Here is a 22960-nt window from a genome sequence, read left to right on the forward strand (position 1 = left end):
ATATCATGCACTTGGCCATTCTGATGACCAACACGGACGAGAGCGACTTTGCCGCGCACCACCCCAAGGATGGAGAAAAGTTCGCGGACCTCATCCATATGGCCCGCCCCGGCTGGGACGTTTCGGTCTTTTCGGTAAAGGATGGCGTGTTCCCCAAGGACATCGCGGATTTTGACGGCGCGATGATCACCGGCAGCCCGGCCTCGGTCCGCGATGAGCTGCCCTGGATCGCGCCGCTGATGGATCTGATCCGGGACATGAACGCCCGCAAGCAGCCCCTCTTTGGCGCCTGTTTTGGCCACCAGGCCGTGGCGCTAGCCCTTGGCGGTGTTTTGGGCAGCAACCCCTGCGGCTGGGTGCAGGGGCTGACGCTCAACGCCTTGCAAAACACGCCGCCTTGGGCGCGGGAGCTACCCGATCCCCTGCGCCTTTATGGCTCTCACAAGGAATGCGTCTGCGCCCTGCCCGAGGGTGCGGTGCAGACAGCCACCAGCAACGGCATGATCGCGGGGTTCACCATCGGCCGCCACATCTGGACCACCCAGCATCACCCGGAAATGAGCAATGGCTTCATCACCGCCCTGACCGAGGAAATGAAAGGCATGTTGCCGGAAGATGTGCATGCGCAGGCTGTGGCAAGCCTTGCGGAGACCTCCGATCAGGCCCGCTTCGCCGAGGCGCTGGCGCGGTTCTTCGAGCAGGGCATCGGCTGACGTAGCTCAGCCCAGCGCCGCCAAGAGATCCATCACCGTGACCTGATCGAACTGAACATGGGCGGCCATCTCGGCCTCTGCCGCTGCGCTGTCATGCGCCTCAATCAACCCGGCCAGCCTGCGGTGGTCCTTGGCCGATTGCGCGATGGAACCGGGATAGCGATAGCGCGCCCGGTAATAGGCCATCAGTTTGCGCGCGTTCGTTTTGATCATCTCCACAAGGAAGGGATTGCCCGAGCCGAGCGCGATCACCTCGTGAAAGCGCAGGTTCAGCTGATAGTAGCCATCGGGATCGCCGTCGCCCTTCTCGGCCGCGTGCGCCTCGCAGGCAGAGACAATACGCTCCAGTTCCTCGGCTTGAGCCTTGGTCATGCGGCGCGCGGCAAGGCCCGCGGCCTGTCCTTCCAGCTTGGCGTGTACTTCGAGGATGGCGAGGAACTCCTCCAGCGTCGGTTTGAACAGCACCGCGCCCTTCCTCGGCAGACGGCGGATCAGCCCGGCGGTTTCCAGCTGGATCAGCACCTCCCGCACTGGCGTGCGCGAGACGTTGTGGCGTGCCACAAGACCGGCTTCGTCCAGCACATCGCCCGGGCTCAGCCGCCCGGCGTCGATATCGCTGAGGATCGCGTTGAGTAGCTGCTCGCTCTGCCCGGCCATGCCTGTTCCGTTCTCCCGCCTCTTTGGCTTTTGACGCAGGATAGGGTGCCCCCCGGCCAGAGGCAACGGCGCCCGGCCCCGGCAGCCTGACAAGATCAGGCGGCGCCCATCCGCCCTTCGCGCATCCAGAGATACAGCGGTAGCGCTAGGGATAGGCCAACGGTGCAGCCTGCAGGTAGGACCAACCACCAGCGGCGCAGACCTAGATCGCGGGCGTCCCGCCAGCTCCAGACCCAGAACACCAAGATCGACAGCAGAACATCGGCAGAGAACCCTGCCGCCGCGCCATTGGCAAACAACCCACGCAGAAAGGCCGGGATATCAATCCCGTTGAGGGCAAAGAAGGAGCCGAAGAACAGCCAAGGCACCAACGTGCCGATGATGGCTGAAACGGCATAGAATGTGCGCATCCGATCTCTCCTCGCGAAGGGGGCGGAAGGCTCCCGCGCCCGCGGGACCACCGGCAGAGCCGGGTGGTCCCTGGCGGTCTTTTCAAAAGGACCCGGCCGGGCGGGAGCCTCCCCGTATTCGCTGTCTTACTCTGAGGGAACAGCGCCCCGGTATTTCGCTGTCAGCTCGGGCGCCAGCTCATCCGGTTCATAGACGCCCAGCAGGATGCCCTTGCGCGGCGCCTTGCCACGGCGGGCGGCAATCTGTTCATCCGACAGGGTGATGCGCTGGGACATGCGCAGCCCCCAAGCCAGCAACCGGTCGTACATCAGGTCGATCACCTCGGCATGCTCCGCGCTGGCGCCCAGATCCACCAGCTCGTCCGGATCGGTCTCCAGATCGAACAGCATCGGGCGCAGGCCGCCTTCGGCATGCATGAACTTCCAGCGCCGGTCCACAACCATGAACAGCCGCGCATCCTTTGGCGCCAGCCCCAGCGTTTCGCAGATCGGGTTGGTGGCGTAATCGAATTCCGCCACCGCGTGGTCGCGCCACTCGGTTTCCTCCCCGCGCAGCAGCGGCATGAGTGAGCGCCCCTCCAGGATATGCGGCGCCGGAGCGCCGCCTGCGACCTCAAGGAAGGTGGGCAACAGGTCGATCGCCTCCACCAGCTCATCACAGGTAGTGCCCCGGGTGGCATCGGCCTCGGCGCGCGGATCGTAGATGATCAGCGGCACCTTGATCGACGGTTCGTGAAACAGGTTCTTCTCGCCCATCCAGTGATCACCCAGATAATCGCCATGGTCCGAGGTCACCACGATCATCGTGTCCTTCATCCGCCCGGTCTCTTCCAGCCAGGCGAACAGCCGGCCCATCTGATCGTCGGCCTGCTTGATCAGCCCCATGTAGGCGGGGATCACCCGCTCGCGCACTTCATCGCGCGAGAATGTCTTGCCGATCCGGTTGTTCATCATGCCGCCAAAGACTGGGTGCGGATCTTCCCGCTCCGCTTCCGAACGCACGGCGGGTAGCACGTGTTCGGGGCCGTACATGTCGTGATAGGGCGCCGGAACGATATAGGGCCAATGCGGCTTGATATAACTCAGATGCGCGCACCAGGGCTGATCACCCTTCGCCTCAACCTGAGTGATAAACTCCATCGCCTGGGTGGTCAGCCAGGGGGTTTCGCTGTCTTCTTCGGCGATATTGGCGGGCTTGTCTGCATTGACCATGAACCAGCCCGAGGCGACGTCATTGCCCTCGACCCCGGCATTGGCAAAGTCGTTCCATGGGTTTTCGCCAGGATAGCCCTTGGATTTCAGGTATTCGTTATACGGGCTGCGCTTGGCGTCGTAGAACCCATCGGGCCCCTCGGCCCAAAGCCCGTCGTCGCGGATAAATGGATCAAAGCCGCATTCGCTCTGCCGTACCCCGATCACACTGTCGGGCGCCAGCCCCAGACGCTCCATCCCGTCGGCATCGGCCACCATATGGGTCTTGCCGATCAGATGGCAGCCCATCCCGGCGCGGCGCAGGTGATCGCCCATGGTCCATTCCCCAACCCGCAGGGGATAGCCGTTGAACTGCACCCCGTGGCTGGAAGGATAGCGCCCGGTATAGCTGGACATCCGCGACGAGCCGCAGGTCGGCGACTGCACATAGGCGCGGGTAAAGCGCACGCCCTTTGCTGCCAGCGCATCGATATGCGGCGTCTGCAGATGAGGGTGCCCCGCACAGCTGAGGTAATCGAACCTCAGCTGGTCAAACATGATGTAGAGAATATTCATCGGCGCTCCCCTCCCGTTGCTCCGCGATTTGTCCGCAAACTATTAAACAGGTGAAGCAAGAAGGCCAGCCGCAAAAGCCAGAGAACAGCGCGCCCGGCCTGTTGCCGCCGCGCCGCAACCACAGCGCGAAATGCAGGCGCGCCATTTTCACCGTTGCCGGGATGTGATCCCTGTTGCGGCGCAACGGATGCGCAGACAGAAAACGGAAAGACCCCCATGTCCGCAAAGCCCCAAACCAAACACCTCCTGCAGCTGCGCCCGGCAAAAACCACCGATTGCGCCGCGCTGGCGGCGCTGTCGATCGAGGTCTGGACCGGCACCTACCTGCGCGAGGGCGTCAATGACACCTTTGCCACCTTTGTGCTGGAGGCCTTTACCCCCGCCCATTTCGCCGCGCTGCTGCAGGACCCGGGTGAGACGCTGATCGTGTCGCAGAACCGGGTCGGGATCGATGGTTATATCCGGATCACCGAAGATCGCCCCTCACCAGTCGGCGGCACAAACACCGAGATCACAACCCTTTACGTGCAGCCGCGCCACCACGGGCGGGGCATCGGACAGGCGCTGTTGCGGGCTGGACTGGACCATTGCCGCGCCAAGGGATTGGGCGCGCCGTGGCTCTCCACGAACTCCGAAAACACTCCCGCCATCGGGTTTTATCACCGTCAGGGATTTGCCTCGGTTGGCGAAACCGTCTTTGAGATCGACGGCACCGGCTATCCCAACACGGTGCTGCACTACACCGGCGATTGACCGCTCCGGCCCTTTGCCTCAGCCCTCCAGCGCCGCCTGAAGCCGCTCATAGCCACGCAGGAAATCCTCCTTGAAGGCCTGCACCACCGCGCCCGCCGACATGGCCTGCGTCATCAGACCAACGCCCTGCCCGACCCAATAGGTGGCCAGCTCCTGCGCGCCTGCATCGCCTGTCTGGCTCAGCTGGTCGATCCGCGCCAGCGCCGGTTCAGATACCAGCGTTTGCAAGGGCATCGGCAGCGGTTTGGGCGCGCCTTTCCCTTCCCAGGCCTCTGTCCAGCCGCTGACCAGCTGGCGCGAGGGCTTGCCGGTGCGCGACCGCGCCCGCACCGTATCGGCGCTGCTGGCCGCCAGCATCTTTTCCTTCACCACCGGGTTGGTCTCCGCCTCGGCGGTCGTCAGCCAGACCGAGCCGCACCAGGCCCCTGCCGCCCCCATCGCCATGGCGCCCGCCATCTGCGCGCCGCTGGCAATGCCGCCCGCCGCCAGCACGGGCACATCAGCGCCCATATCGGCGATGGACTGAACCACCTCGGGCACCAGCACCATGGTGGAAATCTCACCCGTGTGCCCGCCGGCCTCTCCGCCTGCGGCGACGATGATATCCACCCCGGCCGCGACCTGCGCGCGGGCGTGCTGCGCCGTGCCAACCAGCGCCGCCACGGCAACCCCATGCGCCTTGCCCATCTCCAGCATATCGGCAGGCGGCACGCCCAGCGCATTGGCAATCAGCGCGATGGGGTGACGAAAGGCGACCTCCAGACTGCGCCTTGCCCCGTCCGCGCTGATATTGTCGCGAAAGACCAACAGCTCCTGCCGCCGCGCGTCCAGATCGCCGGGATCAAGGCCCTTGTCGCGCAGCACCGAGGCGGCGAATTCCTTATGCCCCTCGGGCACCATGGCAAGGATCTGTTCGTCAGGAATGTCCTGCCCCTTGGCCTCGAACTTATTGGGCACGATCAAATCAACGCCATAGGGCCGCCCGCCGACGTGATCGTCGATCCAGCTCAGTTCCTCTTCAAGCTGCTCGGGGCTCATCATCGCGGCGCCGAAAACGCCCATGCCGCCCGCATTGGTGACGGCGGCCACCACATCGCGGCAATGGGAAAAGGCAAAGAGCGGAAATTCAATGCTAAGCTGCTTGCACAGATCCGATTTCATGCCGCGCCGCCTTCCACGTCGATGGAAACCAACAGATCGCCTGCCTTGACCTGTGTGCCTGCGGCGACCGGAACCTCGGCCACCACGCCTGCAGCAGCGGCAAGGATTTCATGCTGCATCTTCATCGCCTCCAGCACCGCGAGGCGGCTGCCCGGCGTGACACTGTCGCCCGCCGCGACGCAGACCTCCAAGAGCGCGCCATGCATCGGCGCGGTGATCTGGCCATCAGCCTCTCCTGCTGCCGCGCTGGCCCCGGCGCGGATGCGCGAGACCTCGAAAATGCGCGCGCCCGTTGCCAGGAAAAGACGGTCGCCCTCCATATGAGTGTGCCGCAGATCCGCGCGGGTGCCATCCACGCGCAGCGCGCTGTCCAGCCCGGTCACCTGATGCGACCACTCCCCCCCTGCGACGGTCAAGACACCGCCCGTCTCGCTGAGCCGCAGATCATGGACCGCTTCACCGGCGGCGATCTTCATCCGCGATTGCAAAGCCCCTTGCGCGGACCAGCCAAGAAGCTCGGGCGCCACGCCACTTGCCCGCGCTGCCGCAGCCTGATCACTGCGATAGATCAGCGCCGCCGCCAAAGCGACCTCTGCGGAGCCAAGCGGTGCGGTCAGATCCCCTGGCAGGTGATCGGCGATAAACCCGGTCGTGGCCTGCCCTGCGGCAAACTCGGGATGGGCCAGCACCCTCAGCAGGAAGTCGCGGTTGCTGGCCGGTCCAAACAGCGCCAGATCCTTCAGTGCGCCGATCAGCCGTTCCAACGCCTCGGCCCGGCTGGCCCCATGGGCGATCAGTTTCGCCAGCATCGGATCGTAATAAGGAGAGACCTCCTGCCCGCTGGCAATCCCCGCATCGACGCGGATGCCCGTGCCAACCGGGGGCTGCCAGAGGGCAATGCGCCCGGCCTGCGGCAGAAAATCCTGTGCGGGGTCCTCGGCGTAAAGGCGCACCTCGATGGCATGGCCTGTCAGGATTACATCCTCTTGCACGATCCCAAGGGGCCGCCCTGCTGCCACGCGGATCTGTAGCGCCACAAGATCAAGACCTGTGACCATTTCGGTAACCGGGTGCTCCACCTGCAAACGCGTGTTCATCTCAAGAAAGTAGAAGGCGCCGCTGTCATCGAGCAGGAACTCCACCGTGCCGGCGCCGACATAGCCAATGGCGCGGGCAGCCTCCACGGCAGCGGCGCCCATGCGGGCGCGCAAGTCTTCATCCAGAGCGGGGCTTGGCGCTTCCTCCACCACCTTTTGATGACGGCGCTGCACGGAACAATCGCGTTCGCCCAGATGGATCGTGTTGCCCTGACTATCAGCAAAGACCTGTATTTCCACGTGGCGAGGACGGATCACTGCCTTTTCCAGGATCACCTCGTCTGATCCAAAGGCGGACAAAGCCTCGCTTTGCGCCAGCCCCAATGCGCCTGCAAACTCCGCTGGCGCCTCCACCAGCCGCATGCCGCGCCCGCCGCCGCCCGCTGCCGCCTTGATCATCACCGGATAGCCGATGCGCGCGGCCTCTGCCGCCAAGACATCCGCCGACTGATCCTCGCCCTCGTATCCCGGCACACAAGGCACCCCCGCCGCGATCATGCGGCGCTTGGCGGCGGCCTTGTTGCCCATCAGGGAGATCGCCTCGGCCCCGGGGCCAATGAAGATGAGGCCCGCCCCTGTGCAGGCGCTTGCGAATTCGGCGCTTTCCGACAGGAAGCCATAGCCCGGATGCACCGCCTGCGCACCCGCCTCCCGCGCTGCCGCGATCAGTTTTTCCGCCGACAGGTAACTGTCGGCCACCGGCCCTGCGCCAATGCAGATGGCCCGGTCGGCAAAAGCCACATGCGGGCTGGCGGCGTCCGCCTCGGTGTGGACCGCGATGCAGGTGATCCCCATGGCGCGAGCGGTTTTCATGATGCGCAGGGCAATCTCGCCCCGGTTGGCAACAAGGAGTGATGTGATCTGTGTCATGTCCGTCTCCCCCGTCATGCCCGCGCCACGCCAAAGGCGTTGGGCCGCAGATCGCGCGCCCGCCCTTCGGCGCAGGTGGCAAGGCAAAAGCCGATCACCCGGCGGGTGTCGCGCGGGTCGATCATCCCCATGTCGAGCATATGCCCCGAGGTGTAAAACGCATCCGATTGCCGGTCGAAATGCGCGGTGATCTTGGCCCGCTGGGCGGCAAGGCGCGCCTCATCCACCGCGATCCCCTTGCGCGCGGCGGTGCGGCGGGCGACCTGCTCCATCGTCAGCGCCGCCTGTTCCCCGCCCATCACGCCGGTCATCGCGTTGGGCCATGTAAACAAGAAGTCGGCACCAAAGGCATGGCCGCACATGCCATAGTTCCCGGCCCCGAAACTTGCCCCCACATAGAGCGAGATCTTGGGCACCCGCAGGTTCGTCACCGCCTGTATCATCTTGGAGCCGTGCTTGATCATGCCGCCGCGCTCATACTCGGTGCCCACCATGTAACCGGTGGTGTTGTTCAGAAAGACAACCGGCGTGCCCGCCTGATCTATTGCCTGCAGGAAATGCGTCGCCTTGGTGGCGCCGTCCGGGTCGATGGGTCCGTTGTTGGCGAGGATCCCAACGGGCTGCCCCATGATGCGCGCCTGCAGACACAGGGTTGCAGGCCCATAGCCCGGTTTGAAATCCAAAAGGCGCGAGCCATCCACGATCCGCGCCGCGACCTCGCGCATGTCATAGGGTTTACGGTAATCGACCGGCACCACGCCCGCAAGTTCATCGGGGTCGTATTGCGGCGCGTCATAGTCAGGACCCTGCGCAGCCCCCGAAGGCCAGCCCAGCCCCGCGACCACATCGCGGGCGATCTCGATCCCGTGGGCGTCATCCTCGGCCAGGTATTCCACCAGTCCCGTCACCTCGGCGTGCATCTCGGCGCCGCCAAGGTCGGCGTCCTTGGCAACCTCTCCGGTGGCGGCCTGCACCAGCGCGGCCCCCGCCAGCATCGCCATACCGTTGCCCTTGACCCCGATCACATAGTCCGACAGCCCCGGCTGATACGCGCCCCCGGCAGTCGATGCCCCGTGCAGCACCGTGATCACCGGAATGCCCGCCGCCGAGAGCCTTGCAAGCCCCGCAAACATGCCACCGCCATGGGCCCAGAGTTCCACCGTGTAGCGCATCAGATCGGCGCCCGCGCTTTCGACCAGATGGATAAAAGGCAGCTTCTGGCGATGCGCGATCTCCAGCGCGCCCAGCGCCTTGTCCACCGATTTTCCGGTCATCGCCCCTGCATTGATCCCCGCGTCATCGGCAAAGACCATGCAGCGCACGCCCGAGACATACCCGATCCCGGTGATGATCGAGGCACCGGGGATCGATGTCTCGGGATCCGGGTCATCCACGAGGTATGAGGCCATGTTGTAGAGTTCGACAAAGGGCATGCCGGGATCCAAGAGCGCCGAGACCCGTTCGCGCGGAGAAAGCTGGCCGCGCTTGTCAAAGACCGGGCGGCGCTCATCGGATTTCGCTGCCGCGCGGGCTTCCAATGTGCGCATCCGGTCCACCAGCGCCAGCATCTCGGCGCGGTTCTGCTGAAAGGCATCGCTGGCCGGGCTGATCCGGCTTTGAAAGACTGTCATGTCACGGCTCCCTGTATCATCTTGCCTTGTCCCGCCCGGCCAACAGGCCGGGCAGCGCCCGTCCGCCCCCATGGGCGGGCGCTTCGCTTCCGCCCGCGGACGAGCTCTGCCCTTCTGGCTGACACCTCGTTATTCATCCCACCCCCTCACCAGATCCGCATCCACCGGCACCGGGGCGGCCAGCAGCAGCTGGGCGTATCCCTTGGCCTGCGGGTCATTGCGCAGGGAGGAGGTGCCGCCCCCGCCCAGCGCGCCATGCAGCAGGATGTTCATCGACGCACTCCCCGGCAGATAGAACCGCTCAATCCGGCCTTTGGTGAAATGACCAAAGACGCGGGTCAGGTGGTCCGCGTCCAGCGCGGACCAGATCCAGGGCATGAAGTCTGGGCGACGGGCGAGAATGCCAATATTGGCGATGTCACCCTTGTCACCGCTGCGCCCATAGGCCAGGCGCACGAGCGGCACCTCGACCACCCTATTCGCTGCCGGAGCAACCGGCAGCGCAGGGCGCCTGGGCGGATCGGCGGGCTGCGGTTCAGCAGTCGGGATCTCGACCTCTCCCGCCCCGTCGCGCAGCGTCACCGGCACCTGATCCTTTGGCGTGAGGTAAGAAAACAACGCCAGCACCGGGCTAGGCCGGGGCCGTGTGCCCGCAAATCCTGAAAGGCCCGGCGGTGTGGCAAGACCCAGGCCGGTTGCCTCTTTCATGAAAAGGCCAATGGCGCGGGCATCGACGTGGCGCACCGCGATCTTGGCAGCGACCTCGCGCGCCGGGGCGCTGTGGCGCATCGCGCCGAACTGGCTTTCGGCGCCGATCAGCTCCACGCTGACATCGGTGAAATCGGGCGCGTTCATGCGGGTCAAAGCCGCCCGGGTTCGCGCCAGCGCCGCATCGCAAAAGGCCTGGGCCTTCTCCTCGGCCTCCAGCCCGTAGAAAGTGAAAATATGCCCGGCGCGATAGCCATCGGCATGGGTGAGGCAGGTCTTGTAGTCGCCGGGGACGCCGCGCCCCTTGGCCCCCGCCACATGCACCCGGTTCGGAGCGGTCTCCACCAGTGTCACATTCGAGAAGTCACAGATCACATCCGGCAGCACGTAGGATTGCGGATCGCCGATCTCATAGAGCATCTGCTCGCCCACCGTGCCGCGCGAGACCAGCCCGCCGGTGCCTTCGGGCTTCACCAAATCGAAACTACCATCTGCCTGCACTTCGGCGATGGGATAGCCGATGCGATCCAGCCCCTCGACCACCTCGCGCCAGTCGGTGAAATTCCCACCCGTGGCCTGCGGTCCGCATTCCAGGATATGCCCTGCCAGTGACCCGCCTGCGAGCCGGTCCAGATCCTGCGGCGCCCAGCCGAAATGATGGATGCAGGCGCCAAGGGTGACGGCGCTGTCGACGCAACGACCTGTAATGACGATATCAGCGCCCCGGTCCAGCGCGGCGGCAGTGGGAAAGGCGCCAAGATAAGCGTTGATGCTGGCGATCTTGTCCTTGGGCGGGAAAGGCGCGCCCGAGAACATCTCGACCGGGCCTGTTGCGGCGATCTCTTCAGCCTGCCCGGTCAGATCGTCGCCTTCGATGGTGGCCACTTTCAACGACAACCCCTGCCGCGCGATCTCTTCCCGCAGGGCCGCAGCGCAAGCACCGGGGTTCACCCCACCCGCGTTGGAGATGATCCGCACACCCTGCGCCGCGATCTCGGTCAGGTTGGGCGCCATGGCGCCGCTGACGAAATCCGTGGCGTAGCCTGCGCCCGGATCCTTGGCGCGCGCGCGGGCCAGGATCGCCATGGTGATCTCGGCCAGGTAGTCATAGACGATGAAATCCAGCCCGCCCGCTGCCAGCAGCTGCGGTGTGGCCAGCGCAGCATCACCCCAGAAGCCGCTGGCGCCGCCGATGCGCAGAATATCCGCCATGTCCTCTCCCCCGTGACGCAATGCGCCTGTTTCAGGCCTAGCAAAGCTGTCGCGATGTCCTCCGCACCACAACAGACCGATCGTTCTGTTTCAGCCTGCCTGAAAGCGCAGGCAGGCCGCAACAGAAAATCCGCGCCGATGGAAAAGGACGTTAAGTCATTCAGATTCCGACAATGTGTTACAGATTTTCCAATCACCTACCTTTTACGTTACATTTTGCTTGCCGCGAATCGCTGCTTTAATGTACACCGACTACACGGTCGGCTAATTTTTGAGCCAAACAGGAGACGCGAACCCCATGGATGCATTCATCTGCGATGCCACCCGGACCCCCATTGGCCGCTACGGCGGCGCCCTCAGCCAGGTCCGCACCGACGATCTGGCCGCTGCCCCGATTGCCGCGCTGGTCGCGCGCAACCCGGACGTTGACTGGGCCAGCATTGACGATGTGATCTTTGGCGATGCCAACCAGGCCGGGGAAAGCAACCGCAACGTGGCCCGCATGGCGGCCCTGCTGGCAGGCCTGCCGGTGGATGTGCCCGGCACCACCATCAACCGCCTATGCGCATCCGGCATGGACGCAGTGGGCATGGCCAGCCGCGGCATCCGCGCCGGAGACTATGACATGGCCATCGCAGGCGGCGTCGAAAGCATGAGCCGCGCGCCCTTCGTGATGCCCAAGGCAACCAGCGCCTTTACCCGCGCCAATGCGGTTTACGACACCACCATCGGCTGGCGCTTCGTGAACAAGAAGATGCACGAGATGTATGGCACCGACTCGATGCCGCAGACCGCTGATAACGTTGCAGAAGATTATGATATCTCCCGCGAGGATCAGGACGCATTTGCCGCCCGCAGCCAAGTCCGCTGGGCCAGCGCACATGAGGCAGGCGTCTTTGCCGAAGAGATCACCCCGGTGACCATTCCGCAGCGCAAGGGCGATGCCCTGGTCGTGGACACCGACGAACACCCCCGCCCCGGCACCGGCGCCGACAAGCTGGCAAAGCTGAAAGGCGTCAACGGCCCGGACAAGAGCGTGACCGCAGGCAATGCTTCGGGCGTCAACGACGGCGCCGCTGCCATCCTGATGGCGAATGAGGCAGCCGCGGCCAAGAACGGCCTGAAACCGATGGCCCGCATCGTCGGCATGGCCGCCGCCGGGGTCGAACCCCGCGTGATGGGCATCGGCCCGGTCCCCGCGACGCAAAAGGTTCTGGCCCGCACCGGCCTCACCATCGACCAGATGGACGTGATCGAACTCAACGAGGCCTTCGCCTCGCAGGGGCTTGCGACCCTTCGCGCCCTTGGCGTGGCGGACGATGCGCCCCATGTTAATCCCAATGGCGGTGCTATCGCCATCGGCCATCCGCTTGGCATGTCCGGCGCCCGGCTGGTGCTGACCGCCGCCTATCAACTGCAACGTACTGGCGGGCGCTACGCGCTGTGCACCATGTGCGTTGGTGTCGGACAGGGCACCGCCCTGATCCTTGAACGTGTGTAATCAGTAAGGGAGGAAACGCGCTATGTATGCTCAGATGGTGAAATCCGAGGCCACGCAAGACGACCCCGAAAAACTCGCCGCCTTTCAGGCGCGGATCGACCGGGGCGAAAAGATCGAGCCCAAGGACTGGATGCCCGAGGGCTATCGCAAGACGCTGATCCGCCAGATCGGCCAGCACGCCCACTCGGAAATCGTCGGTCAGCTGCCCGAAGGCAACTGGATCACCCGTGCCCCGACGCTGGAGCGCAAGGCGATCCTGCTGGCCAAGGTGCAGGACGAGGCGGGCCATGGTCTGTATCTTTACTGCGCGGCGGAAACACTGGGTGTGTCCCGTGACGAGCTGACGGAAATGCTGCTGGATGGCCGCATGAAGTATTCCTCGATCTTCAACTACCCGACGCTGAACTGGGCCGATATCGGCGCAGTGGGCTGGCTGGTGGACGGCGCCGCGATCATGAACCAGGTGCCGCTGCAGCGGACCTCTTTCGGCCCTTACAGCCGCGCCATGATCCGGGTCTGCAAGGAAGAAAGCTTTCACCAGCGCCAGGGCTATGACGCCATCCGAAAGATGGCCGAAGGTACGCCTGAGCAGAAGAAGATGGCGCAGGACGCGCTGAACCGTCTGTGGTTCCCGTCGCTGATGATGTTCGGTCCCTCGGACAAGGATTCGGTGCACTCGGCGCAATCGATGGCCTGGAAGATCAAGATGAACACCAATGACGAACTGCGTCAGAAGTTCGTCGACCAGACCGTGCCGCAGATCGAATTCCTGGGTCTTGAGCTGCCCGATCCCGGCATCAAGTGGAACGAGGAACGCGGTCACTATGACTACACCGATCCCGACTGGTCGGAGTTCTTCGACGTGATCCAGGGCAACGGCCCCTGCAATACCGACCGTCTGGCCGCGCGCAATGACGCCTGGAAAGACGGCGAATGGGTCCGTGACGGCCTGCTGGCCCACGCCCAGAAGAAGGCCGCGCGCAAACACGCCGCCGAATAACCGACCCAAGCCTTATCTGCCCCCTGCCCGGTCCATGATCGACCTGCGGCAGGGTGGCCCCTCAGCCAGGAGGAACACCCCATGAAACATGAATGGCCCCTTTGGGAAGTCTTTATCCGCGGTCAGCATGGCATGAGCCACCGCCACGTCGGATCGCTGCACGCGCCGGACGCCGAAATGGCGATCAAGAACGCCCGCGACGTCTACACCCGCCGCAACGAAGGCGTGTCGATCTGGGTGGTCGAGGCGAACAATATCGCCGCTTCCTCGCCCGGTGACAAAGGCCCGCTGTACGAGCCGTCGGAATCCAAGGTCTACCGTCACCCGACCTTTTTTGACATCCCCGAAGAAGTGGGGGCGATGTGATGACCCGCAAGGAAGCCTTTACACAGTTCCTTTTGCGGATGGGTGACAACACCCTGATTCTGGGCCACCGCGTCAGCGAATGGTGTGGCCACGCGCCGGTTCTGGAAGAGGATATCGCGCTGGCCAATACCGCGCTCGACCTCATCGGCCAGACCCAGATGTGGCTTGGCCTTGCGGGCGAAGTGCAGGGGGAAGGCAAGAGCGCCGATGACCTCGCCTTCCTGCGCGACGTCTGGGATTTCCGCAATGTGCTGCTGGTCGAAGTGCCGAACGGCGACTTTGGCCGCACCTTGATGCGCCAGTGCCTGTTCGATGCCTGGCACTCGATCCAGCTGGGCCATCTGATGAAATCCAGCGACGAACGGGTCGCCGCGATTGCCGCCAAGGCCAGCAAGGAAGTTGCCTATCATCTGGAACGCTCGGCCGATACTGTCGTCGGCTTGGGCGATGGCACCGAGGAAAGCCACCGCCGCATGCAGGAAGCGTTGGACTACCTCTGGCCCTATGTGGGCGAGATGTTCCAATCCGACGATGTGGACGCGGAGATGGTCAAGGCGGGTATCGCGCCCGACCCGGCCAGCCTGCGGGGTGATTTCGATGCGCTGATCGGCCGGATCATGGGCGAGGCAACGCTGACCATCCCAGACAGTGCCTTTGGTCACAAGGGTGGGCGCACCGGTAAGATGCACACCGAGCATCTGGGCCACCTTCTGACCCATATGCAGTGGCTGCAGCGCGCCTATCCCGGCGCCAAGTGGTAAGGCTGCGCGCAGAGTAACAAGGGCAGAGCCCGTCCGCGGGCGGAAGCGAAGCGCCCGCCCAATGGGGGCGGACGGGCGCTGCCCGGCCTATCGGCCGGGCGGTACAGCCGATGAGGACATCCACATGAGCCAAACAGTAGACAAGCCAAGCGTGGAGCAGATCTGGGAATGGCTGGACGCCGTGCCCGATCCGGAAATCCCGGTGATCTCTCTGGTCGATCTCGGCATCATCCGCGGTGTCGCCTGGGACGGCGATACGCTGGAGGTGGCCGTCACCCCGACCTATTCGGGCTGCCCTGCGACGGCGGTGATCAACATGGATATCGAAACCGCCCTGCGCGATCACGGGGTCGAGGACATCCGCCTCAAAACCCAGATCGCCCCGCCCTGGACCACCGACTGGCTGTCGGAAAAAGGCCGCGCCAAGCTGGAGGAATACGGCATCGCTCCGCCCCAGGCCGCAGGCGGCCCCGAAAAATGCCCCCATTGCGGCAGCAAGAACGTCACCCGTGTGAGCCAGTTCGGCTCCACCCCGTGCAAGGCACACTGGCGCTGTCAGGACTGCCTCGAACCCTTTGATTATTTCAAGTGCATCTGAGGAGACCTCCATGGCGCGCTTTCACGATCTAGAAGTCACCGATGTCCGCAAGACGATCCGCGATGCGGTTGTTGTCTCCCTGAAGCCCGCCAATGGCGCGGCGGCGGAGTTCGATTTCACCCAAGGCCAGTACCTGACCTTCCGCCGCGATTTCGACGGCGAGGAGCTGCGCCGCAGCTACTCGATCTGCGCGGGCAAGGAGGACGGCATCCTGCAGGTCGGCATCAAGCGCGTCGATGGCGGCGCCTTTTCGACCTGGGCCAATACCGACCTGAAACCCGGTGACACCCTACAGGCGATGGCGCCGATGGGCACCTTCTTCACGCCGCTCGATGCTGGCGCCGAAAAATCCTATCTCGGCTTTGCCGGCGGATCCGGCATCACCCCGGTGCTGTCGATCCTGAAGACCACCCTGGCGGCCGAGCCAAATTCGACCTTCACGCTGGTTTACGCCAACAAGGGCGTCAACACGATCATGTTCCGCGAGGAGCTGGAGGACCTGAAGAACCTCTACATGGGGCGCTTCAACGTCATCCATATTCTGGAAAGCGATGCGCAGGAGATCGACCTCTTCACCGGTCTGGTGACCGAGGAGAAATGCGCCCAGCTGTTCGAGCACTGGATTGATATCGACAACGTCGACACCGCCTTTATCTGCGGGCCGGAACCGATGATGCTGGGCATCGCCGCAGCGCTGCGCACGGCAGGCCTGAAGGACGATCAGATCAAGTTCGAGCTCTTCGCCAGCGCCCAGCCCGGCCGGGCCAAGCGCAAGGCGAGCGCCGCCGATGCGGCCAGCAACGCGAACCAGACCTCTGCCGCGATCACCCTTGATGGCGCCACCCAGACCATCGAGATGGGCAAGGACACCACCATCCTGGATGCGGCGCTGGAGAACGCCATGGACGCGCCCTACGCCTGCAAGGCCGGGGTCTGCTCCACCTGCCGCTGCAAGGTGCTGGAGGGCGAGGTGGAAATGGTCACCAATCACGCGCTCGAAGATTACGAGGTCGAAAAGGGCTACGTCTTGTCCTGCCAGGCCTATCCTGTCACCGATAGGGTGGTCGTGGATTACGATCAGTAATGCATTTAATGGCGCGCCCTTCCGGGCGCGTCTGTGTTTAAGGGCCCGTTTCACAGGGCCGAATTCAGGGAGGATCAGATATGGCCGAGGACATGAGCCTCAGCAGCTATCTTGCGCAGGGCGGCAAGCTCACCAATCCATCCAACGTGCCGCCGCGCTATCGTGCGGAACTCTTGAAACTGATGGCGACCTTTGTCGACAGCGAGCTGGCCGGGGCCGCGGGCTTTGCCGATATCATCAACGAAGGTCCCGGCATCAAGGCCCGCATCGCCGCCGCCAAGATCGTGCTGGAGAAATCCGACAATGCCGACAAGGTGCTGCGGATCATGGGGGAATTCGGCGCCGATACCGAGGCCTACGCCGATCACCACCCCTGGACCGCGCGGCTGACCCGCGATGCCGACATCGGCCAGAGCCGCAGCAAGCACGACATGCGCCTTGCGGTGTTCAACTACCCGCTGGAAGGCTGGCTTGACGCGGTGGTGATGAACCTTCTGATGGGCCGCGCTGTCACGGTGCAACTTGGGGAGTTGTCGCAGGTCTCCTACCAGCCTCTGGCAGAGGCTTTCCGCAGCATCGCCCCGATCGAGCAGCGCCATGCAGAGCTGGCCGAAGAGGGGCTGACCCAGCTGGTAGAGAACGGCGAGACAGCGCAGGCGCAGGAAGCGGTGGACTACTGGTGGCCCCGCGTTGCGGCCTCTTTCGGCTCGCAAACCTCGGAGAAATTCGACGGGCTGCGCGCGATGGGCCTGCGCCATGACACCAATGCCGAGCTGCACGACCGTTGGGCCGCAGACGCGGGTGCGATCCTTGGGAAGCTGGGCCTGACACCGGGCAACTGAGCCGCTCCGGCCCCCCAATCCGACACAGGGTCCTACGCGGTCTCCCGGAAAAGCGCCCATATAGTCAGGCGGGCAGGCAGGCGGGGCACTCCCGCCCGGACGCTGCGCATCACGGATGCGCCTTGTCCCCTTGGGCCGGGCGCGCGCCGGGCGGCGCGCGCAAAGCGCCCGATCCTCGGTGTTTTCCCATTTGTTTCGCGTGCGAAACAGCTTGCCAGCTCCTTGTCCCGGCGCGCAGTGGCAACGCAACACCTCCGCGGCCCCCACACACCCATGTGCAAAGAAGCGCCGACCGGGCACTGGACCTTGCCGGAAGAGCCTCCTAGTGTCCCGGGGACGCAAGACATTTTGAAAGGCCCCGATCATGGCAGCTGGCAGCACCATCCACACCTACTTCAACGGTCAGTGGCACGACGGGGACGTGCCAATCATGTCCGCCGCCGACCACGCGGCCTGGCTTGGCTCTTCGATCTTTGACGGGGCGCGGCTGTTTGACGGGGTGACGCCGGATCTGGATCTACACTGCGCCCGCGCCAATGCCTCGGCCTCGGCGCTGATGATGAAACCCACCGTCTCGGTCGAGGATATGGTGGAGATCACCCGCGAGGGGCTGAAACGCTTTGCCCCCGGCGCTGCGGTCTATATCCGCCCGATGTACTGGGCCACCGATGGCGATGCGACGATGATTGCGCCCGAGCCGGAGACCACCAAGTTCGCGCTCTGCCTGGAAGAGATCCCGATGGCCCCGGCGGATGCCAGCGCCACGCTGACCCGCACCCAGTACCGCCGCCCGGTGCTGGAAAACGCCGTGGTCAACGCCAAGGCCGGCTGCCTTTACCCCAACAACGCCCGCATGCTGCGCGAGGCCCGGGCCAAGGGCTTTGCCAACGCGCTGGTGCAGGATGCCATGGGCAACGTGGCCGAAACCGCCACCGCCAATATCTTTATGGTGCGCGATGGCGAGGTCTTTACCCCCATCGCCAACGGCACCTTCCTGGCCGGCATTACCCGCGCCCGTCACATCAAGAACCTGAAGGCCGACGGCGTCACCGTGCATGAGACCGTGCTGAGCTTTAAGGACTTTGAGGAGGCCGACGAAGTCTTCATGTCCGGCAACATGAGCAAGGTCACCCCGGTCACCGCTTTCGACGACCGTCAGTATCAGATCGGCCCCATGGCCCGCCGCGTGCGCGAGATGTATTGGGACTGGGCTGCCACACATGGGTGAGTGGCGACAAAGCTTTCTGACCATCGCCGTCGGCGGGGTCGGAGCTTTGATCGCCTCCCTGATCCATATGCCGATGGCCCTGCTGGCCGGGCCTGCCATCGCCGTTTCTCTTGCCGGGCTCTGGGGCGCGCCCATGGATATCGCGCCCCGGCTTCGGGATGCGGCGTTTCTGGTGATGGGGCTCAGCATCGGCTCGATGGTCAGCCCCGAAAGTTTTGCCGCCATGATGCGCTGGCCGGTGGCCTTTGGACTGCTGGCGGCCCTGACCATTGTCACGCCTTTCGCCGGGCGCAGTCTGGTGCCCCGCATCCTGCCGTTTGAACGGCATGAATCCTTTCTCGCCGCCGCGCCCGGGCATCTGGGGCTGGTGATCGCGCTGGCGGACAGCCTGTCTCTGTCCCTGACGCGGCCGATGGTGCTGGCCTCGATCCGGCTGATGTCGCTGACCCTGCTGGTGCCGCTGGGGGCAACCCTTGCGGGGATGGAGATCGGCTTTGGCCTGCCGGGCAGCGCCGCTGTGACACCGCTGGGCTGGATCGCGATCCAGATCGCCATCGCCCTTGCCATCGCGCCGCCGCTGCGCCGGATCAAACTGCCCGCCCCGACGCTGATAGCCGGGATAACGGTCGCTGCGACGACCCATCTTGGCGGCTGGACTGCCGGCGGGTTGCCCGGCTGGGGGGCGCAGGGCGCGCTGATCCTGATGGGCAGCCTTATCGGGGGACGCTTTACCGGCATGAGCTGGCGTGAATTGCAGGGCAGCCTGCTGGCGGGCGGCGTGATCGTCCTTCTGACCTGCGGCCTGGCAGCGATAGCGGCCCTGCCAGCGGCCTATCTGTCGGGCCTACCGCTGTTGGATGTGCTGCTGGGATTTTCCCCCGGCGGGCTGGAAACCATGATCATTCTCGGCGCCGCGCTTGGCGCCGATCCTACCTTTGTCGCGGCGGCACACCTGTTCCGCCTGATGGTGCTGGCGGTGGTTCTGATGCTCTACGCAACCCGGGTTGCCAACAGCGCCGCACTGAAAAGCGATGGACAGGACGCGGCCCCTCGGGCAGATTGATCAGGATTGTGGAGGCTACAGATGCGCAAATTTCTGGTTGTGCTGGATGACAGCCGTGAATGCCTGAACGCCATGCGGTTCGCCGCGATGCGGGCGGCCCGCACCGGTGGCGGGGTGGCGATCCTGTCGGTGATCCCGCCCGATGAATTCAACCACTGGATCGGCGTGGGCGAAGTCATGCGCGAAGAGGCCCGCGAACGCATTCACGCCCATTTCGAGGTTTTCGCCAAATGGATGCGCGACCGTCAGGGGGTGGATCCGGAGCTGATCATCCGCGAAGGCGAGGCCGTACCCGAGATCCTGGCCCAGATCGAAGCCGATCCCGACATCGGCGTTCTAGTGCTGGGCGCGGGCACCGACCGCAAGGGGCCGGGACCGCTGGTAAACCAGCTGAGCAAGACCTCGGGCAGCCTGCCGGTGCCAATCACCATCGTGCCGGGCGATCTGTCCAAGGACCGGCTGGAAGCGATTACCTGAGCCCCCAATTGCTGCCGCTGTTCCCTGATGCACAGGTGGCTTTGGCAATTTAGAACCGTTCCAAACCTTGACTTGTGCGGCCACGGCGCGCATATCTCCTGCAGACCAACGGAGACCCGAAATGTTCATTCAGACCGAATCCACGCCCAACCCGGCGACGCTGAAATTCCTTCCGGGGCAGACCGTTCTGGAGGCAGGCACCGCCGATTTCGCCAGCCCCGAAGCGGCAGAGAGCTCTCCTCTGGCCAGCCGCATCTTCGCCGTCAGCGGCGTCACCGGCGTGTTCTTCGGCAATGATTTCGTCACCGTCACCAAGGCCGACGACGTCGAATGGGATCACATCAAACCCGCCATCCTGGGCGCGGTGATGGAGCATTACCAATCCGGCCAGCCGGTGATCAGCGCGGGCGGTGAGCAGGCCTCGGGCCATGCCGAACACAGCGGCGAGGACGGTGAAGTTGTCAACCAGATCAAGGATTTGCTGGACAGCCGCGTGCGCCCGGCCGTGGCCCAGGACGGCGGCGATATCACTTTCCACGGCTTTGAACGCGGCGTCGTCTACCTGCACATGCAAGGCGCCTGCGCGGGCTGCCCTTCCTCGACGCTGACCTTGAAAATGGGCATCGAGAACCTGCTGCGCCACTACATCCCCGAAGTCACCGAGGTCCGCCCGGTCGCCGTCTGAGCGGCAGGACAGACCCGTCGCCATGCTGGCGACCTGAAAGGACAGAGGATGACAACCGAACCACTGGTTCTGGGCTTTGACACATCGGCCGCGCATTGCGCGGCCGCTTTGCTGCGCGGTGACACCCTTGTTGCCGAGGCGCTGGAGCCGATGACACGCGGGCAGGCCGAACGGCTGATGCCGCTGCTGGAAGAGGTGCTGGCGACAGGCGGCGCCACATGGGCGGATCTGGATGCCATCGGTGTTGGCGTAGGCCCCGGCAATTTCACCGGTATCCGCATCGCCGTTTCCGCCGCCCGAGGTCTGGCGCTGGGCCTTGGCGTTCCGGCCGTGGGCATCGACGGTTTTGACGCCCGCGCCGCCGCAGGAACCCTGCCCGGCATTCCGGCCCCGCGTGATCAGGTCTATGCCGCCCTGCCGGATCAGGCACCGCGTCTGATGCCCCGCGAGGAAGCCGAAGAAGCCGCGCGCGGTGCCGGGCTGACCTTTGCGCCCGAGGCCTCTCCCGCAGGGCTGGCCGAGGCGATCGCGCGTCTGGCAGCCGCCCGGATGGATCAGGACACCGCCGCCCCCGCGCCGCTTTATCTGCGCGCTGCCGATGCCGCCCCCGCGCGCGATACCCCGCCTGCGCTGATCGATGGCTGACGCCGTGGCCTCTGCCCCAGCCACAGACGACATGGCCAAGACCCACGCAGCGGCCTTTACCCAGTCGCGCCCCTGGAGCGCTGCGGAATTCGCCGACCTCCTGGACAGCCCCCTGACCTTTGCAATCGGTGATGCCCGCTGTTTCGCCCTTGTCCGCGTCATCGCGGATGAAGCCGAGTTGCTGACCATCGCCACCCACCCCGCGCACCAGCGCCGGGGTCTGGCCCGGCAGGTGATGCAGGACTGGCAGGATCTCGCCCGCACACGCGGCGCCACCGAAGCCTTTCTGGAGGTGGCCGCCGACAATGCCCCGGCGCAGGCGCTCTACCAGGCATGCGGATTCGCCACTTGCGGAACCCGGCCCGGTTATTATGCCCGCAAAGGCGCCGCCCCTGTGGACGCGGTGCTTATGCGGTGCAGCTTACGTTAGGCCACCCGTATGGAATTCCACCGTTTGGTCAAAAAGCGGTTGACCCTGCCGCGATGCTGCGGGCTAAATTGCCGCACCTCTATTCGTCCCGGTCACATAACGCACCGGGCAGCCCAACGGCGGCTGTGACAATCATAAAACACAACTGGGAGTATTCTAATGAGCCTGATGAAAACCCTGATGGGCGGCTCGGCCGCACTGGCCGTCACTGCGGGCGCGGCCCTGGCGGATCCGGCGCTGATCTTTGACCTTGGCGGCAAATTCGACAAATCCTTCAACGAAGCGGCGTTCATGGGCGCAAAACGCTGGGCAGACGAGACCGGCGGCAGCTTCCGCGAGATCGAACTGCAATCCGAGGCCCAGCGCGAGCAGGCCCTGCGCCGCTTTGCCGAAGCGGGCTCCAACCCGATCGTGATGGCAGGCTTTGCCTTTGCTGACGCTCTGGGCCAGGTGGCTGCCGACTACCCGGACACCAAATTCACCATCATCGACATGGTCGTGGACGCGCCCAACGTGCGCTCGGTTGTCTTCAACGAGCACGAGGGCTCCTACCTCGTCGGCATGATGGCAGCTGAGGCCTCCAAATCCGGCACCGTCGGCTTCATCGGTGGCATGGACATCCCGCTGATCCGCAAATTCGCCTGTGGCTATGCCCAGGGCGTGATGGCCGCCAACCCCGACGCCAAGGTGATCGCCAACATGACCGGCACCACCCCGGCGGCCTGGAACGACCCGGTAAAAGGCTCCGAGCTTACCAAGGCGCAGATCAGCCAGGGCGCTGACGTGGTCTATGCTGCGGCAGGCGGCACCGGCGTGGGCGTTCTGCAGACCGCTGCGGATGAGGACATCCTGTCCATCGGCGTGGACAGCAACCAGAACCACCTGCACCCGGGTAAGGTACTGACCTCGATGATGAAACGCGTGGACAACGCGGTTTACGAGGCCTTCAGCGATGGCGCTGACATGGAAACCGGTTTCTCGGTCATGGGGCTGGCCAATGGCGGCGTCGGCTACGCGCTGGACGACAACAACGCACCGCTGGTTTCGGACGAGATGAAAGCCATGGTGGACGCTGCAGCAGCCAAGATCGCCTCGGGCGAGCTGAAGGTGCATGACTACATGTCTGACGACAGCTGCCCGGCGCTGTCGTTCTGATCGGCAACCGCTCTGGCCCGGCCTGAAAAGGCATAGCCAGAGCCCACTTTGCCCGGAGGCTGCCGCAACGCCGCCTCCGGGTTTGGTTTTTCCATCCCATCCGAGGGACGCACCGCCGCACCGGTATCCGCCCCCTGCGCATCACA

General features: G+C 64.6%; 23 protein-coding genes. 16 read left to right on the forward strand and 7 right to left on the reverse strand.

The window, feature by feature from the left end; all coding sequences use genetic code 11:
- Positions 1-5: 5 nt before the first annotated feature.
- On the forward strand, positions 6-713 hold the full coding sequence (locus AC5SSZ_RS18590; protein ID WP_495439338.1) for a type 1 glutamine amidotransferase: 708 nt from the start codon (positions 6-8) through the stop codon (positions 711-713).
- A 6-nt stretch (positions 714-719) separates the two neighbouring features.
- Here AC5SSZ_RS18590 and AC5SSZ_RS18595 read toward each other — a convergent pair whose 3' ends face one another.
- The 3 genes from AC5SSZ_RS18595 to AC5SSZ_RS18605 form a co-directional block, all read right to left on the reverse strand.
- Positions 720-1370 (reverse strand): GntR family transcriptional regulator, encoded by a 651-nt coding sequence (locus AC5SSZ_RS18595; protein ID WP_274866949.1) that lies wholly within the window; start codon positions 1368-1370, stop codon positions 720-722.
- A gap of 95 nt (positions 1371-1465) precedes the next feature.
- A complete protein-coding gene (locus tag AC5SSZ_RS18600) occupies positions 1466-1780 on the reverse strand; it encodes a DUF2834 domain-containing protein (protein ID WP_495439340.1) in 315 nt (104 codons plus the stop codon).
- Between the two features lie 126 nt (positions 1781-1906).
- On the reverse strand, positions 1907-3547 hold the full coding sequence (locus tag AC5SSZ_RS18605; RefSeq protein ID WP_495439342.1) for a sulfatase-like hydrolase/transferase: 1641 nt from the start codon (positions 3545-3547) through the stop codon (positions 1907-1909).
- A 216-nt stretch (positions 3548-3763) separates the two neighbouring features.
- Here AC5SSZ_RS18605 and AC5SSZ_RS18610 point away from each other — a divergent pair, with 216 nt between their 5' ends.
- On the forward strand, positions 3764-4300 hold the full coding sequence (locus AC5SSZ_RS18610; protein ID WP_495439344.1) for a GNAT family N-acetyltransferase: 537 nt from the start codon (positions 3764-3766) through the stop codon (positions 4298-4300).
- A gap of 18 nt (positions 4301-4318) precedes the next feature.
- Here AC5SSZ_RS18610 and AC5SSZ_RS18615 read toward each other — a convergent pair whose 3' ends face one another.
- The 4 genes from AC5SSZ_RS18615 to AC5SSZ_RS18630 all read right to left on the reverse strand — a co-directional run bounded on the left by AC5SSZ_RS18615 (position 4319) and on the right by AC5SSZ_RS18630 (position 10979).
- Positions 4319-5461: a nitronate monooxygenase gene (locus AC5SSZ_RS18615; protein ID WP_495439345.1), complete on the reverse strand. Its 1143-nt coding sequence runs from the start codon at positions 5459-5461 to the stop codon at positions 4319-4321.
- Positions 5458-7428, reverse strand: coding sequence for an acetyl/propionyl/methylcrotonyl-CoA carboxylase subunit alpha (locus AC5SSZ_RS18620; RefSeq protein WP_495439346.1), 1971 nt, complete (start codon positions 7426-7428; stop codon positions 5458-5460). Before AC5SSZ_RS18620 ends, AC5SSZ_RS18615 begins: the two co-directional genes overlap by 4 nt.
- Before the next feature lie 14 nt (positions 7429-7442).
- On the reverse strand, positions 7443-9059 hold the full coding sequence (locus tag AC5SSZ_RS18625) for an acyl-CoA carboxylase subunit beta (protein WP_495439347.1): 1617 nt from the start codon (positions 9057-9059) through the stop codon (positions 7443-7445).
- Positions 9060-9188: 129 nt separating this feature from the next.
- The gene (locus AC5SSZ_RS18630; protein WP_495439349.1) at positions 9189-10979 is read right to left on the reverse strand and encodes an acyclic terpene utilization AtuA family protein; all 1791 of its coding nucleotides are present in this window, start codon (positions 10977-10979) and stop codon (positions 9189-9191) included.
- 298 nt (positions 10980-11277) lie between these two features.
- Between AC5SSZ_RS18630 and pcaF the strand changes: the two genes are divergently transcribed.
- The 14 genes from pcaF to AC5SSZ_RS18700 all read left to right on the forward strand — a co-directional run bounded on the left by pcaF (position 11278) and on the right by AC5SSZ_RS18700 (position 22814).
- Positions 11278-12480 carry a 3-oxoadipyl-CoA thiolase gene (gene pcaF, locus AC5SSZ_RS18635; RefSeq protein WP_495439351.1) on the forward strand — a complete coding sequence of 401 codons (1203 nt, stop codon included), beginning with the start codon at positions 11278-11280 and terminating at the stop codon, positions 12478-12480.
- A gap of 22 nt (positions 12481-12502) precedes the next feature.
- On the forward strand, positions 12503-13480 hold the full coding sequence (gene paaA / locus AC5SSZ_RS18640; protein WP_065272554.1) for a 1,2-phenylacetyl-CoA epoxidase subunit PaaA: 978 nt from the start codon (positions 12503-12505) through the stop codon (positions 13478-13480).
- 81 nt (positions 13481-13561) lie between these two features.
- Positions 13562-13846: a 1,2-phenylacetyl-CoA epoxidase subunit PaaB gene (gene paaB, locus AC5SSZ_RS18645; RefSeq protein ID WP_065272553.1), complete on the forward strand. Its 285-nt coding sequence runs from the start codon at positions 13562-13564 to the stop codon at positions 13844-13846.
- A complete protein-coding gene (gene paaC, locus AC5SSZ_RS18650) occupies positions 13846-14607 on the forward strand; it encodes a 1,2-phenylacetyl-CoA epoxidase subunit PaaC (protein ID WP_495439354.1) in 762 nt (253 codons plus the stop codon). The genes paaB and paaC overlap by 1 nt, the downstream gene beginning before the upstream one ends.
- Positions 14608-14731: 124 nt before the next feature.
- Complete coding sequence (gene paaD / locus AC5SSZ_RS18655; protein WP_065273708.1) at positions 14732-15205, forward strand: 1,2-phenylacetyl-CoA epoxidase subunit PaaD; 474 nt, start codon at positions 14732-14734, stop codon at positions 15203-15205.
- A gap of 10 nt (positions 15206-15215) precedes the next feature.
- Complete coding sequence (gene paaE / locus AC5SSZ_RS18660; RefSeq protein ID WP_065272551.1) at positions 15216-16289, forward strand: 1,2-phenylacetyl-CoA epoxidase subunit PaaE; 1074 nt, start codon at positions 15216-15218, stop codon at positions 16287-16289.
- An 80-nt stretch (positions 16290-16369) separates the two neighbouring features.
- Positions 16370-17131 (forward strand): Phenylacetic acid catabolic protein, encoded by a 762-nt coding sequence (locus tag AC5SSZ_RS18665; RefSeq protein ID WP_274827623.1) that lies wholly within the window; start codon positions 16370-16372, stop codon positions 17129-17131.
- Between the two features lie 364 nt (positions 17132-17495).
- Positions 17496-18359, forward strand: a complete 864-nt coding sequence (locus tag AC5SSZ_RS18670) for a branched-chain amino acid aminotransferase (protein ID WP_065272549.1) — start codon at positions 17496-17498, stop codon at positions 18357-18359.
- Positions 18352-19422, forward strand: coding sequence for an AbrB family transcriptional regulator (locus AC5SSZ_RS18675; protein ID WP_495439356.1), 1071 nt, complete (start codon positions 18352-18354; stop codon positions 19420-19422). The genes AC5SSZ_RS18670 and AC5SSZ_RS18675 overlap by 8 nt, the downstream gene beginning before the upstream one ends.
- A 21-nt stretch (positions 19423-19443) precedes the next feature.
- Positions 19444-19899 carry a universal stress protein gene (locus AC5SSZ_RS18680; RefSeq protein WP_065272547.1) on the forward strand — a complete coding sequence of 152 codons (456 nt, stop codon included), beginning with the start codon at positions 19444-19446 and terminating at the stop codon, positions 19897-19899.
- A gap of 121 nt (positions 19900-20020) precedes the next feature.
- Positions 20021-20584: a NifU family protein gene (locus tag AC5SSZ_RS18685; protein ID WP_065272546.1), complete on the forward strand. Its 564-nt coding sequence runs from the start codon at positions 20021-20023 to the stop codon at positions 20582-20584.
- Positions 20585-20632: 48 nt separating this feature from the next.
- Positions 20633-21229: a tRNA (adenosine(37)-N6)-threonylcarbamoyltransferase complex dimerization subunit type 1 TsaB gene (gene tsaB / locus AC5SSZ_RS18690; protein ID WP_495439358.1), complete on the forward strand. Its 597-nt coding sequence runs from the start codon at positions 20633-20635 to the stop codon at positions 21227-21229.
- Positions 21222-21659 (forward strand): GNAT family N-acetyltransferase, encoded by a 438-nt coding sequence (locus AC5SSZ_RS18695; RefSeq protein WP_495439359.1) that lies wholly within the window; start codon positions 21222-21224, stop codon positions 21657-21659. Before tsaB ends, AC5SSZ_RS18695 begins: the two co-directional genes overlap by 8 nt.
- A 159-nt stretch (positions 21660-21818) precedes the next feature.
- Positions 21819-22814, forward strand: a complete 996-nt coding sequence (locus tag AC5SSZ_RS18700) for a BMP family lipoprotein (protein WP_065272543.1) — start codon at positions 21819-21821, stop codon at positions 22812-22814.
- Positions 22815-22960 lie beyond the last annotated feature (146 nt).

It is taken from the genome of Phaeobacter sp. CC-HEC084 (genome assembly GCF_059429255.1).